This is a genomic window from Streptomyces sp. XY006, assembly GCF_002237655.1.
Lineage (GTDB): Bacteria > Actinomycetota > Actinomycetes > Streptomycetales > Streptomycetaceae > Streptomyces > Streptomyces levis.
The window spans coordinates 40,401-53,616 of sequence record NZ_NOKT01000014.1; the positions used below are offsets into that span (position 1 = coordinate 40,401).

Here is a 13,216-nt window from a genome sequence, read left to right on the forward strand (position 1 = left end):
GCCTCGGGGTTCGGCCGTACGGGCCTCGCCGTGACGCGCCGGGCCGCGGCTAGAGCATGTCCTGGCCGAGCCTGAGGTAGCCGGTGGTCGACATGCCGAGCGAGCCCGGGCCGAAGCTGACCGCGTTCTTCGTGGTGACGCCCGAGGCCGAGCCGCGCAGGCTGTAGACCGCACCCGAGGGGTGGTTCTCGCCGTCGGCGCCGACCGACAGGTCCGCCTTGCCGTCGCCGGTGAGGTCGGACAGGCGCACCGAGGCGCCGAAGCGGTCGGCGGTCTCGGCGGTGCCGGGGACGCCGGCCGTGTCCTGGGTGAACGACTGGGCGCCGGTGGTGGTCAGGCCGGCCGCCGAGCCGCGCAGGACCGTGACACCGCCGGCGATGTCCGCGCTGCCGACGTCCTCGTGGATCGTGCCGACGGCCAGGTCGCCGTAGCCGTCACCGTCGACGTCGGCGATCGACAGGTCGTTGCCGAACCAGTCGCCCTCCTCGTCCGCGCCGGGGACGCCGGGGGTGTCCTGGTCGACCGTGATCTGGGGGCTGGTGCGGGCTCCGCCGGGGCCGCCCGGGTACACGCTGACCGAGCCGCCGAGGCTCTTGGCGTCGCCGCCGTAGTCGGCCGTGACGACGTCGTCGTGGCCGTCGCCGTTCAGGTCGCCGACGGTGGCCAGCTCCCAGCCGCCGCTCCTGAGGAAGGTCTGGCGGGTGAGGCCGGAGGCGGCGCCGAGGAAGACCATGGCACCGTCCTCGTAGTCGGACGCCTGGCTGCCGGTGGCGACCAGGTCGTCGGTGCCGTCGCCGTCGATGTCGCCGGCGGCGAGGCTCTGCGCGCCGGCCAGTCCGGCGCCGCCCCGCAGGCCGGTGGCGAGCTCGGAGCGGGACGTCGAGCCGTTGGTCTTGGTGAAGCTCCGGTGGATCCAGACGTCGCTGCCGGTGCTGCCGACGGCGAGGTCGGGGCGGCCGTCCCCGTCGAAGTCGGCGACCGCGAGGGACATGCCGTACTCGTCGTGGGCGGAGACGGCCGGGTCGCTGACGCCCTTGCCGCCGGACAGGCCGTTCTTGCCGCCCCAGACGACGGTGACCGAGCCGCCGTCGGCGTCGGAGCCGACGTCCTCGCCGACGCTGCCGACGACCAGGTCGGCGTACCCGTCGGCGTTCAGGTCGCCGGAGGCGAGGGCCTTGCCGAAGCGGTCGCCCTGCTCGGCGGTGCCGGGGATGCCGGCGGTGTCCTGGGTGAGGACGGTACGGCGGGCCGCGGCGATGCCGTTCGCGGAGCCGTAGGTGACGACGACGGCGCCCGCGTCGGTCTTGCCGGCGACCGGGGCGTAGGGCGCCGCCGTGGCGAGGTCGCGGTAGCCGTCGCCGTTGAAGTCGTCGGCAAACCTGGCCGGGGCCGCCGATGCCGGGGCCGCGAGGGTGAGCGGGGTGAGACCGGCGGTGAGCAGGGCGGCGGCGAGTGCGGCCGCGGTCTGCCTGCGCATGGGTGATCCTCCAGGTGGGGGGTGGTGTGGGACGGGTGCGGGCTCAGCCCGCGAGGACGTCTCCGAAGGCGGCGTCGGCCGCGAGGCCGCCCAGCGTCGCCGCGCCGAAGGACCTGGAGCCGGTCGCCGTGACGCCGGACGCGGTGGACTTCAGCAGCCACACCGCGCCGTCGCCGCTGTTCTCGAAGGCGGCGCTCGTGACCAGCTCGGCGCGGCCGTCGCCGCTCGCGTCGGTCAGGCGCACGGCGTAGCCGAAGGAGTCGTAGGCCTCGACGGCGCCGGGGACGCCGGTGGTGTCCTGGGAGAAGGACTTGGCGCCGCTGCCGGTCAGGCCGGACGCCGAGCCGCGCAGCACGGTGACCGTGCCGGCCTGCTTCGCCGAGCCGATGACCTCGTACGGGGCGCCCACCGCGATGTCGGCGTAGCCGTCGCCGTTGGTGTCGCCGGCCGACAGGCTCCAGCCGAAGCGGTCGTTCTTCTCGGCCGCACCCGGGACGCCGGTGGTGTCCTGGGTGATGCGGACCGGGGTGCGGGTGCTGACGCCGCCGGGGGCGCCGTAGGTGACGGTGACCGCGCCGCCGGGGCCGCCGTTGGGTTCGTCGGCCGTCTTCTCCATGAAGTTGCCGGTGACGATGTCGCCGTGGCCGTCCTTGTCGACGTCCGCGATGACCCCCGCGTAGCCGCCGGCGAGCGTGCTGCCCGGGCGCAGGCCGTCGGCGGAGCCCTTGTACAGCACGCTGCGGGTGCGGAAGCCGCCGTTGCTCTCCTGCTGGCCCATGACCAGCAGCTCGGCCGCGTCGTCGCCGGTGACGTTCCCCGCGACCAGCTGGTCGGTGCTGATGCCGGTCTCGCTGTGGACGTACAGCGGCAGCAGGGCGGAGGCCTTGCCGGTGCGGGAGACGGGTCCCTGGAAGACGCCGACCTCGGGGGAGGCGTTGTTGGCCGCGGCCAGGTCGGTGACGCCGTCACCGTCGAAGTCGCCGGCGGCGACCGACCAGCCCAGTTCGTTGTGGCTGTCCGGCAGCGGGGTGGTCAGGTCGGTGGCGGTGCTCAGGCCGGTCGCGCCGCCCCAGACCACGGTGATCACGCCGGACTCGTCGGTCGAGCCGATCCGTTCCGCGTGCACGCCCACGATCAGGTCGGTGTAGCCGTCGTCGTCCAGGTCGCCGGTGGTCAGGCGGTCACCGAAGTGGTCCCCCGCCTCGGGGACGCCCGGGATGCCGTCGGTGGCCTGGCTGATGATCTGGCGCTTGGCGCTGTCGAGGCCGGCGGCGGTGCCGTAGACGACGGCGACGTAGCCGGCGCCGGTCCTGCCGCCGGCCTTGCCGAGCGGGGCGGCGATCGCCAGGTCGCGGTGGCCGTCGCCGTTGAAGTCGCCGGACAGGCCGGAGGGCGCGGCGGCGGCCGGTGCTGCCGGCAGGGCGGTGAGCAGGCCGGTGGTGAGGGCCGTGGCCAGCAGGAGGGTGCGCTTGCGCATGGTGGAGGTTCCCCGTCGGTGTCAGGAGGTGAGTGCGGTGCCGTAGCCCGGCGTGCCCGCCGTGGAGACGCCCGTGGTGCCCGGGCCGAAGCTCGTCGCGCCGGACGTCGTCAGGCCGGTGGCGGTGGCGCGCAGCGACCAGACGGCGCCGTCGCCGGCGTTCTCGCCCGGCGCGGAGACGGACAGGTCGGCGCGGCGGTCGCCGGTGTGGTCGGTGAGGGTGACGCGCTCACCGAAGCGGTCGCCGCTCTCCGAACCGCCGGGCACGCCCGCCGTGTTCTGGGTGTACGACACCGCGCCCTTGGTGGTCAGGCCCGACGCCGAGCCGTACAGCACGGTGACGGCCCCGGCGGCGGAGTTCTCGCCCGCGGTGCCGATCGCCAGGTCGGCGAACCCGTCGCCGTTGACGTCGCCGAGCGCGACGCCGCTGCCGAAGCGGTCGCCCTTCTCGGCGGCGCCGGGCACCCCGGCGGTGTCCTGGGTGAGGACGAGCGGGGCGCGGTCCGGGTCGAGGCCCGCGGGGCCGCCGTACACGACGGAGACCCTGCCGCCGAGGGCGCCCTCCGGGTCGGCGGCGGGCTCCCGGTCGTTGCCGACGGCGATGTCGTCGTGGCCGTCGCCGTCGATGTCGCCGACGGCGGAGACGAACCCGCCGGGCAGCTTCTGCAGCCAGTCGTTGTAGTTGCCGATCTCCATGTCGGCCAGGGTGGTGGTGGCGGCGCCGTTGTGCGCGGCGCGGCCGTGCAGGACGACGCGGGGGTGGCCGTCGCCGGTGACGTCGCCGGAGGAGAGGTGGGTGACGCCGGTGGCCGTCGACCACCAGTCGTTGCGGGAGCCCGAGGCGCCGTTCGGCGAACCGGTCCTGGTGACGGGCCCGTTGACGAGGGTGAGAGTGACCGGGCCGGTGGAGCCGACCGCCACGTCGGGGTCGCCGTCGTGGTCGAAGTCGCCGGCGGCGAGGCTCTGGCCGTAGCGGTCGTAGTCGGTGTCGAAGGGGCTGTACAGCGAGCGGGCGCCGCTCAGGCCCGACGCCGAGCCCCAGACGAGGGTGACGGTGCCGTTGTTGGTGTCGTGGGAGTCCTCCCCGGGCACGCCGATCAGCAGGTCGGCGTAGCCGTCGCGGTTGAGGTCGGCGGAGGCCAGGGCGGAGCCGAAGGCGTCGTCGGCCTCGGCGGCGCCGGGCACCCCGGCCGTGTCCTGGGTGAGGAGCGTGCGCGTGGAGGTCTTCGGGCCGCCGGTGCTGCCGTGGACGACGGAGACCGCGCCCGCCTTCGCCTTGCCGGAGACCGTGGCGCCGGGCGCGCCGATCGCGAGGTCGGTGCGGCCGTCGCCGTTGAAGTCCCAGGGGGCGGCGGCGGTGGCCGCGTGGGCCGAGACGGTGAGGGTGAGCGGGGTCAGGGCCGCCGCGAGCAGGACGGCGGTGATACGGGTCCGCATGGGGGTGGGTGCCTCGCTGAGGAGTCGTCGGTGGGTCACTGGGCGATGGCCCAGGCGAAGGCGGCGCCGCCCTTGAGGGAGACGTCGCGGGCCGACACGAACAGCGACCCGGAGGTGGTCAGGCCGGAGGCGGAGCCGCGCAGGACGGTGACGGCGCCGTAGCCGTTCTCGTAGCCGGCGCCGGTGACCAGGTCGGCCTTGCCGTTCTTGTCGAGGTCGACCAGGCGCACCGTCATGCCGAAGGCGTCCATGGTCTCGTTGCTGCCGGGGACGCCCGCGGTGTCCTGCGACCAGGACTTGGCACCGGTGCCGGTCAGGCCGCCGGCCGAGCCGAACAGCAGGGTGACCGAGCCGGCGTCCTCCACCGAGCCGATGTCCTCGGCCCAGGCGCCGACCGCGATGTCGGCGTAGCCGTCGCCGTTGACGTCACCGGCGCTGAGCGCCGAGCCGAACAGGTCGCCGGTCTCGCCCGCGCCGGGCACGCCCGCGGTGTCCTGGTGGATCACGGTCGGCTTCTGCGCCGGGTCGGGGCCGGACGGGCCGCCGTACCAGACGGTGATCTGGCCGCCCTTGTGGCCGCCGGGCTTCTCGGCACGGGGGTCCTGGTAGTCGCCGAGGACGAGGTCGCCGTAGCCGTCGCCGTCGACGTCGGCGATGGTGCCGGTCTCGCCGTCGGCCTGGGGCAGGTCGGTGGCGGCGTACTTGGTGCCCGTCCAGCCGTGGTAGCTGATCTCCCCGCCCTCGTCGCCGGTGACGAGGAAGGGGTAGACGCGCTCGGCGTCGCCGTCCCGGTCGAGGTCGCCCGCGAACACCTCGTACGTGGAGCCGAACGTGCCGAGGCTGGTGTGGCCGGCGGGGCCGCTCGTGCGGGTGAAGGGGCCCTTGTAGAGACGGGTGCGGGACTGGCCGGTGATCGTCACGTCCGTCGCGCCGTCCCCGTCGAAGTCGCCGGTGGCGACGCCGGAGGAGAAGCCGCCCCACTCGGTGAGGTCGGACGGCTGGGGCAGGCCCTTGCCGCCGGACAGGCCGGACTTGCCGCCCCAGAGGACGGTGGCCGAGCCGACGCCGTCCCGGTCGCCGATGTCCTCGTACTGGGCGCCCACGACCAGGTCCGAGTAGCCGTCGCGGTCCAGGTCGCCGGCGGCGAGGCTGTAGCCGAAGCGGTCGTCCTCCTCGGCGGCGCCCGGGACACCGGGGGAGTCCTGCGTGATGACGGTCCTGCGGGCCGCCGAGACACCGGACGACGAGCCGTACAGCACGACGACGGCGCCGGCGCCGTGCACCGGGCCGGCGTCGGCGGCGAACGCGCCGATGGCGACGTCGCGGTAGCCGTCGCCGTTGAAGTCGCCGGAGAGGCCGGAGGGTGCGGCCGTGGCGGCGGGGGCGGCGGTGAGCAGGCCGGTGGTGAGGGCGGCGGCCAGGACGAGGGTGCGCTTGCGCAAGGCGGGGCTCCGGGTCGGGGTGGAGGGGCTCAGACGGCGGGGGTGCCGTGGCCGGCCGGGGGCGTGGGTGCGCAGGCCCGGTGGGGGGTGCCGTGCGGCGGGGCGTGCGGGTCCATGCGGGGTCTCCTGCGGCATGCGGGATGCCTGGCGGGCATCCGCGGTCGATGAGATGCCGGAGCCGTCCCCGTTCGCCGGGAGTTGTCCTGGCGTTCATGGGCGGTCGGCGATCAGGAGACCTGTGTGAGGGCGTAAGGGTTGTACGTGAGTTCGGTTGTTCTCGGCGCTGCTGTGGGCTGCTGTGGGCTGGGGGCTGCTGTCGGCTGGGGGAAGCCGCGGAAGCTCGGGGGACCGTCGTCAGAGGCGTGCGGTAGAAAGGCTGTTCGGCCGCGCGCGGGCTGTCCGGTGCGGCGTTCGACGCGTTCCTGTGGGGGGACCTTGTTCAGAACTCGGGCGGCCTGCGCTGCCATCGGTACGGCCGCCGCGCTCCTGCTGACCGGCGGGCCGGCGGCGTACGCGGCGGAGGGGGCGGAGGGTGCCGAGGGGCAGGCGCCGGACGTCCGCTACGCGAACAGCGTCTCGGGCGACCTCGGCACGCTGCAGATCGGCATCCGCTCCGACAGCGCCGTCACGGGCATCCGGGCCCACCTCGTCTCGGCGGCCACGCAGCAGGAGGTCGCCGTCGTCGAGTTCGACGCGTTCACCCTGGCCCACGGCACGGCGGACGACGGCGTGTGGCACACCAGGCAGCCGCTCGACCTGCCCGCCCTCGGCACCTACGACGTCCGTGTCGAGGCCACGGACGCCGACGGCGACCGCACCGTGGACAACTCCGCCGGCACGCTCGCGTACTACGTCGCGGCCGTGTTCGAGGACGTGCGCACCGACCGCACGGAGATCGACACGGACGGCCGCCAGGTGCGGGTCGACGGCACGCTGAAGGGACGCTGGCCCGGGAACCGCGAGGTCAAGCCGCTGGCGGACCACCGGGTGGACCTCGACGTGGACAACTGGACGGAGAACACCGTCCGCACCGACGCGCAGGGCCACTTCTCCGGCACGGTCACCGTGAACGACGCGGTCCCGGTCCAGGCGGTCTACCGGCACGACAACGCCAACCCGTACGTCCTCTACGGCGAGTCCTCACCGATCGGGATCGGCGTCCGGCAGGTCGCCACGCGCTGGACGATCGAGGCCCCGGCGGCGGCCCGGACGATCGACCTCGGCGAGGAGGTCACGATCACGGCGACGCTGGAGCGCGAGACGGCGCAGGGGTGGGTGCCGTTCGAGGGCCAGAGCGGCGGGGTGCTGTTCGAGCCCTCGGCCGGAGGGCAGTTCGCGAGCGTCGGTTACTTCACCACCGGGGCGGACGGCAGGATCAGCTTCACCCACGCCCCCTGGGAGACCGGCACGTTCCGCGTGGCCTCCCACAGCGACGACCCGTTCATCGCGCCGGCCTCCAGGAACAGCGCGGAGATCAAGGTCCTGCGCGCCTCGGTCTTCACGTCCTTCTCGGCCACGCGGGCGCAGGGCGGCGGCGTGCGCGTCGAGGGCGCCATGGACTTCCCCGACGGCTGGACGCCGGGCACCATCCCGGTGCACATCGAGTACTCCCGGGACGGCAGGCGCTGGACGGACCTGCGCACGGTGGAGGCTCAGTGGTCCGGTGAGGGGTACGCGTTCTCGGCGGACCTGCCGGACGCGGGGCGCGGCTCGTACCGGGCGCGCTTCGAGGAGACGGAGTCCTTCCGCGGCGCCACGTCGGCGGTGGTGCGGGTGGGGCGCTGAGCGCGCCCGGCTGAGATCGTCTAGCCGTCCACGAAGCCCAGGGCCGTGTCCGGCCGGCACTGCGGGCAGGCCTTGACGCCCTCGGCGAGGGCCCGCCGGGCGTGATCGCGGTCGACGCCCCTGCTGCGCTGCCCGGCGTTCCAGCAGCCGCCGACGTGCACGTACACGGCCTCCTGACCGGACAGTCCGCGCTCGATCAGCCAGTCGGGTGCGGGCGGCCGGGCCAGGAGGCCGTGCCGCCGCTCCGCCTGGCGGCGCTCCTCGTCCGCGATCCACCGACGGGTGCGTGCCAGGTCGCGCTCCTGCACGCGCTCCAGGAAACGGAGCAGCGCGAGCCGCGACTCTGGATCGTTCATACGTTCGATTCTAGGTTCAGGGCCAGAAGGACGGGAGGGCGAGCCCCTCCCCGCGCGACCCTGCCGCGAACGGCCCGCTGCCCTGCGGTTGTTGACCCGCCCGGGCCTCGGCATGATGGGTGCCGCTGCCCGCGTCGCGGGTCGGCGTTCCCCCTCGATCAGGACGGAAGCAGGACGGAAGCATGCCGGGAGAGATCTCGCCCACCGGGAGGCAGTCCGGCCCCGGCTCCACGCCCGACCTGCGCGCCTCGCACGCCGACCGGGACCGGGTGGTGGACGTGCTGCGCATCGCGGCGGGGGACGGCCTGCTGACCGCGGACGAGCTGGACGAACGCCTGGAGACGGCCCTGTCGGCGCGCACCCTGAAGGAACTGGCGCCCCTGACCGCGGACCTCCCGCCGGCCCTGGCGGGGACCGGTGCGGCGGAGGCCAAGGACGTCGTCCGGATCGAGCAGGTGCACAGCGGCCCGGTCGTGCGCGCGGGGCGCTGGGTGGTGCCGCGGAGGCTGGAGCTCGCGGTGACGTTCTGCAAGGTGACGCTCGACTTCACGGAAGCGGTGATCACGCACGACACGCTGCGGATCGACCTGGCGATGACCGGAAAGACCCTGACCCTGATCACGAGACCGGGCATCGTGATCGACACGGACGCCCTGCAACTGACACACAGCAGAATCAAGCACCGCCGGTCCCCGACGGCCCCCGATACGCCGGTGACCCTACGAGTGGAACTGACCGGCCAGAAAACCCACGGCCGCGTGGTGATCGGCCCCACGGGCGGGACACTCGGCCGGCGGCTGCTGGGGAGGGCGGGGTCTTCCTCCGCGGGGGCTTGACGGCCCCTCTACGTGGCGCTGGGCGACACGACCGTCACTCCGGCCCGAACTCGTACTGCAACTCGTAGAGATGCCCCGCCTTCACCATCGACGTCGCCTCGACCGGGCGTCCGTCCGCCGCGTGGACGACCCGCAAGGTGCACAGGACCGGCAGGCTCCCCGGGAGGCGCAGGGCCTCGAACTGTTCCTGGGTGGGGACTCGGGCCGAGACGCGGTCCACGCAGCGGTGGGGCTCGTGGCCCAGGTGCCTGAGCAGCGTGGCGGTTCCGCCCTTGATGCGGTGGGGTTCCATCAGTGGCGTGCCGTCGGCGATGTCCCGCGGGTAGTAGGACTTCACGAGCTCCGCCGGTTCGTCGTCGATCAGGAGCAGCTGGCTGCGCAGGACGGCCGTCTCGCCGTCCTGAAGCCCCAGAGCCGTGCGGATGTCAGCGGGCGGAACCGTCTCCGTCACACCGAGGAGAGTGATGCGGGCGTCCGTGCCCTGCTCGGCCGCCTCGGCCAGCCAGGGACTGGGCTCGCCCGGCGCTGCCGGAGTGAGGGACCCGGCAGGGCGTATCGTCCGCTGCCTGTGCTCGCGGACCGTGACCGCCGCGCCTGCCCGTCCCACCACCAGGCGCTCCTCCTTGAGGAGTTGCAGTGCCTTCTGAACGGTGGCGTTCGAGGCGTCGAAGCGACTTCTGAGCTGTGCGGTCGAGGGCAGGTTCGCACCCGGCGGCAGTTCGCCGGTCATGATGTCGTCGCGCAGGTCGGCCGCGATCCGTTCGTGCAGTGAGCGGCGGTCGTGGGCTTGCGGTTCTGCCTTGGGCACGGTCATCCGATTCTGATCTCGTAGCGCAGCTGCTGGCGCCGGGCGGGCATCACCATACGGTCGACCTGGATCGGGCGGTCGTCACGGTCCAGGGTGAGCCTGGTGAGGCGTAGGACCGGCTCGGTCGGTGTGAGCCGCAGGGCCTCTCGCTCGGCCTCGTCGGGCAGGTCGGCCGTCACGTCCTCCCTGACCAGCGTGCCGACGTGCCCCAGCTCCGCCAGCAAGGTGACGGCTCCGCCGCGAATCTTCGCCGTTCCGGCCAGCGGCGTCCCACGGGCGATGGCGGTGGGGTAGTAGGTGTCGGTCAGTTCGTTCGGTTCGTCGTCGAGGAGGATCAGGCGGCGCCGTACGACGACCTGGTCTCCGTCCGGCAAGCCGAGTAGTCGCGCGACCTCGGGTGGTGCGGGGACCTCGCCGGCGTGGACGATGCGCTGCGAGCCACGTCGGCCCTGGGCGGCTGCGTCGGCGCTCCACGCGTCGCTCTGTCCGCGTTCGCGCGGCGCCAGATACGGCATCGACGTGCTGACCCACTTGCTCGCATCCACAGTTCCTCCGACCCCGGCGCCCACTCCGACCTTGCCGCTTTACACGGTAAGCCGCTTGGTGGCCATGGGTTCCCGGACGGCCGCTTCGGCCTTCTTGCTGCATTTCGCGAATAGCAGTAAGGTCGAGCTATGGCTGACTTCCTGCGCCGTCGCTTCGCCTGGCCGAGGCTCACGGCTCGTTCCTGGCCGGCGGGCCGAATCCCGTTACGCGGCTCGCCGACTGCGGCCTGCACCCGGGATGTGCCTCTGCCTGCCCACCGCAGCCCGTACCGCTCGGACGACCCCATCGACGGTGCCTCGACCGTCGCCGTACGTCCGTACGTCGGGGCCTGCTGATGGACGCCACTCCGCGCCGTACGCTCCGGCTCCTTCCCTGGACCGGTGAGGGAGCCAAGCCGTGCTTCCTGATCACCGATGACGGTGGAGGGCGTGTCTCCCGGATGGCCGACATCGCCGAGGCCGTTCGGCTCGACATGGCCGCCCGGCTCCTCGCCCACGCCGACGATCTGCTCTCCGACGCCACCGAGGGTCAGCTGCGGTATCTCGCCGAGCGGCTCACCGAGGCCCTGCGGGACGTTCTGCGCGTCGCGGAGAGCCGGGGGCGGAGGAGCGTGGAGGAGGCGTGAGGAGCAATGCCGACGCCCCCCGGCCGATGACTCGGGCAGGGGGCGTCAGGGTCAGTGGAACCAACCGGCCGGGGTGGCTACTTCACCGGCTCCGGTTCCGGGGCGTTCTCCGAGTCCGCCGTGCCCGCCGGCGGTTCGCCGTCGTCGCCGTCGGTGTCGTCGTCGGTCTCCGCCGGGACCGGGGTCTTGACCGAGTCCAGCAGGAGCTGGGCGACGTCCACGACCGTGATGGACTCCTTCGCCTTGCCCTCGTTCTTCTTGCCGTTCACGGAGTCCGTGAGCATGACCAGGCAGAACGGGCAGGCCGTCGAGACGATGTCGGGGTTGACCGACAGGGCCTCGTCCACACGCTCGTTGTTGATGCGCTTGCCGATGCGCTCTTCCATCCACATCCGCGCGCCACCCGCGCCACAGCAGAAGCCCCGCTCCTTGTGGCGGTGCATCTCCTCGTTGCGGACGCCCGGGACGGCCGCGATGATCTCGCGCGGGGGCGTGTAGATCTTGTTGTGGCGGCCCAGGTAGCACGGGTCGTGGTACGTGATGATGCCCTCGACCGGCGTCACCGGGATCAGCTTGCCCTCGTCGACGAGGTGCTGCAGCAGCTGCGTGTGGTGGATGACCTCGTAGTCGCCGCCGAGCTGCGGGTACTCGTTGCCGAGCGTGTTGAGGCAGTGCGGGCAGGTCGCGACGATCTTCTTGGCCGACTTCGGCTTCGCCGACTCCGGCGTCACCTTGCCGTCCTCGTCCATCTCCTCGCCGAACGCCATGTTCAGCGCCATGACGTTCTCCATGCCGAGCTCCTGGAACAGGGGCTCGTTGCCGAGGCGGCGGGCGGAGTCACCGGTGCACTTCTCGTCGCCGCCCATGATCGCGAACTTGACGCCCGCGATGTGCAGCAGCTCCGCGAAGGCCTTGGTGGTCTTCTTCGCGCGGTCCTCCAGGGCGCCGGCGCAGCCGACCCAGTAGAGGTACTCGACCTCGGACAGGTCCTCGATGTCCTTGCCGACGACCGGGACCTCGAAGTCGACCTCCTTGAGCCACTCCAGGCGCTGCTTCTTCGCCAGGCCCCAGGGGTTGCCCTTCTTCTCCAGGTTCTTGAGCATCGTGCCCGCCTCGGACGGGAACGCGGACTCGATCATCACCTGGTAGCGGCGCATGTCGACGATGTGGTCGACGTGCTCGATGTCCACCGGGCACTGCTCGACACAGGCGCCGCACGTGGTGCAGGACCACAGGACGTCCGGGTCGATGACGCCGTTCTCCTCCAGCGTGCCGACCAGGGGGCGCTCGGCCTCCGCCAGGGCGGCGGCGGGCACACCCGCCAGCTGCTCCTCGGACGCCTTCTCCTCGCCCTCCATCGTCTTGCCGCCGCCGGCCAGCAGGTACGGCGCCTTGGCGTGCGCGTGGTCGCGCAGCGACATGATCAGCAGCTTGGGGGAGAGGGGCTTGCCCGTGTTCCAGGCGGGGCACTGCGACTGGCAGCGGCCGCACTCGGTGCAGGTGGAGAAGTCCAGCAGGCCCTTCCAGGAGAACTGCTCGACCTGGGAGACGCCGAAGACGTCGTCGTCGCCCGGGTCGGTGAAGTCGATCGGCTTGCCGCCGGACGTCATCGGCTGCAGGGCGCCCAGCGCCGTGCCGCCGCTCGCCTCGCGCTTGAACCAGATGTTCGGGAACGCCAGGAAGCGGTGCCAGGCCACGCCCATGTTGGTGTTGAGCGACACCACGATCATCCAGATGAACGAGGTGCTGATCTTGATCATGGCGACCAGGTAGACCAGGTTCTGCAGCGCCGTGACCGACAGGCCCTTGAAGGCCAGGACCAGCGGGTACGAGGCGAAGTAGGAGGCCTCGTAGTGGTCGACGTGGTGCAGCGCGCCCTCCAGGCCGCGGAGCACGTAGATCGCCAGGCCGATGGTGAGGATGACGTACTCGACGAAGTAGGCCTGGCCGGCCTTGGAGCCCGCGAAGCGGGACTTGCGGCCGGGCCGGTTCGGCAGGTTCGCCAGGCGGATCGCGATGAGCACCGCGATGCCCAGGACCGTCATCACGCCGATGAACTCGATGTACAGCTCGAACGGCAGGAACGTGCCGATGACCGGCAGCACCCAGTCGGCCTGGAACAGCTGGCCGAAGGCCTGGGCCAGGGTCGGCGGCAGCGTCAGGAAGCCGACCGCGACGAACCAGTGGGCGATGCCGACGATGCCCCACCGGTTCATGCGCGTATGGCCGAGGAACTCCTTCACCAGGGTCACGCTGCGCTGGTAGGGGTTGTCGGTCCGGGTACCGGCGGGCACGGGCTGGCCCAGCTTGAAGTACCGGACGAACTGGCCGATCGCGCGTGCGAGCAGCGCGACGCCGACCACGGTCAGTACCAGCGACACGATGATCGCGGCGAGTTGCATGGGGGCTCCTCGGGCCTGCGAGGGG

The 13,216-nt window shown here is 72.6% G+C and carries 11 protein-coding genes; 3 read left to right on the forward strand and 8 right to left on the reverse strand.

Annotation, left to right across the window (positions count from 1 at the left end; translation table 11 throughout):
- Positions 1–49: 49 nt before the first annotated feature.
- From CHR28_RS17730 to CHR28_RS17745, 4 genes are read right to left on the reverse strand one after another with little or no spacing between them, the layout of a single operon-like run.
- Positions 50–1,477: a VCBS repeat-containing protein gene (locus CHR28_RS17730; RefSeq protein ID WP_094054613.1), complete on the reverse strand. Its 1,428-nt coding sequence runs from the start codon at positions 1,475–1,477 to the stop codon at positions 50–52.
- A 43-nt stretch (positions 1,478–1,520) separates the two neighbouring features.
- Complete coding sequence (locus CHR28_RS17735; protein ID WP_094054614.1) at positions 1,521–2,954, reverse strand: FG-GAP-like repeat-containing protein; 1,434 nt, start codon at positions 2,952–2,954, stop codon at positions 1,521–1,523.
- Positions 2,955–2,975: 21 nt separating this feature from the next.
- Positions 2,976–4,391, reverse strand: coding sequence for an FG-GAP-like repeat-containing protein (locus CHR28_RS17740; RefSeq protein WP_094054615.1), 1,416 nt, complete (start codon positions 4,389–4,391; stop codon positions 2,976–2,978).
- A gap of 35 nt (positions 4,392–4,426) precedes the next feature.
- Complete coding sequence (locus CHR28_RS17745; protein WP_094054616.1) at positions 4,427–5,833, reverse strand: FG-GAP-like repeat-containing protein; 1,407 nt, start codon at positions 5,831–5,833, stop codon at positions 4,427–4,429.
- A 435-nt stretch (positions 5,834–6,268) separates the two neighbouring features.
- Here CHR28_RS17745 and CHR28_RS17750 point away from each other — a divergent pair, with 435 nt between their 5' ends.
- Positions 6,269–7,618: a hypothetical protein gene (locus CHR28_RS17750; protein WP_256984287.1), complete on the forward strand. Its 1,350-nt coding sequence runs from the start codon at positions 6,269–6,271 to the stop codon at positions 7,616–7,618.
- Between the two features lie 20 nt (positions 7,619–7,638).
- On the opposite strand, the gene CHR28_RS17755 is transcribed toward CHR28_RS17750, so the two are convergent.
- A complete protein-coding gene (locus CHR28_RS17755) occupies positions 7,639–7,974 on the reverse strand; it encodes a DUF6233 domain-containing protein (RefSeq protein WP_094054617.1) in 336 nt (111 codons plus the stop codon).
- Positions 7,975–8,156: 182 nt separating this feature from the next.
- Here CHR28_RS17755 and CHR28_RS17760 point away from each other — a divergent pair, with 182 nt between their 5' ends.
- A complete protein-coding gene (locus tag CHR28_RS17760; RefSeq protein WP_094054618.1) occupies positions 8,157–8,810 on the forward strand; it encodes a DUF1707 SHOCT-like domain-containing protein in 654 nt (217 codons plus the stop codon).
- A 34-nt stretch (positions 8,811–8,844) separates the two neighbouring features.
- On the opposite strand, the gene CHR28_RS17765 is transcribed toward CHR28_RS17760, so the two are convergent.
- Positions 8,845–9,624, reverse strand: coding sequence for a GntR family transcriptional regulator (locus CHR28_RS17765; protein WP_094054619.1), 780 nt, complete (start codon positions 9,622–9,624; stop codon positions 8,845–8,847).
- Positions 9,621–10,163: a GntR family transcriptional regulator gene (locus CHR28_RS17770; protein ID WP_094054620.1), complete on the reverse strand. Its 543-nt coding sequence runs from the start codon at positions 10,161–10,163 to the stop codon at positions 9,621–9,623. Before CHR28_RS17770 ends, CHR28_RS17765 begins: the two co-directional genes overlap by 4 nt.
- Before the next feature lie 440 nt (positions 10,164–10,603).
- Here CHR28_RS17770 and CHR28_RS38790 point away from each other — a divergent pair, with 440 nt between their 5' ends.
- The gene (locus tag CHR28_RS38790; RefSeq protein WP_306437569.1) at positions 10,604–10,789 is read left to right on the forward strand and encodes a hypothetical protein; all 186 of its coding nucleotides are present in this window, start codon (positions 10,604–10,606) and stop codon (positions 10,787–10,789) included.
- A 77-nt stretch (positions 10,790–10,866) separates the two neighbouring features.
- Here the strand turns inward: CHR28_RS38790 and CHR28_RS17780 are convergent, their stop codons facing one another.
- Complete coding sequence (locus CHR28_RS17780) at positions 10,867–13,191, reverse strand: 4Fe-4S dicluster domain-containing protein (protein ID WP_094054622.1); 2,325 nt, start codon at positions 13,189–13,191, stop codon at positions 10,867–10,869.
- Positions 13,192–13,216: the final 25 nt, after the last annotated feature.

Bases quoted from the DNA above. Each gene is read 5' to 3' on its own strand.
- CHR28_RS17730 (WP_094054613.1), bottom strand. From the start codon at position 1,477: ATGCGCAGGCAGACCGCGGCCGCACTCGCCGCCGCCCTGCTCACCGCC.
- CHR28_RS17735 (WP_094054614.1), bottom strand. From the start codon at position 2,954: ATGCGCAAGCGCACCCTCCTGCTGGCCACGGCCCTCACCACCGGCCTG.
- CHR28_RS17740 (WP_094054615.1), bottom strand. From the start codon at position 4,391: ATGCGGACCCGTATCACCGCCGTCCTGCTCGCGGCGGCCCTGACCCCG.
- CHR28_RS17755 (WP_094054617.1), bottom strand. From the start codon at position 7,974: ATGAACGATCCAGAGTCGCGGCTCGCGCTGCTCCGTTTCCTGGAGCGC.
- CHR28_RS17760 (WP_094054618.1), top strand. From the start codon at position 8,157: ATGCCGGGAGAGATCTCGCCCACCGGGAGGCAGTCCGGCCCCGGCTCC.
- CHR28_RS17765 (WP_094054619.1), bottom strand. From the start codon at position 9,624: ATGACCGTGCCCAAGGCAGAACCGCAAGCCCACGACCGCCGCTCACTG.
- CHR28_RS38790 (WP_306437569.1), top strand. From the start codon at position 10,604: ATGGCCGACATCGCCGAGGCCGTTCGGCTCGACATGGCCGCCCGGCTC.
- CHR28_RS17780 (WP_094054622.1), bottom strand. From the start codon at position 13,191: ATGCAACTCGCCGCGATCATCGTGTCGCTGGTACTGACCGTGGTCGGC.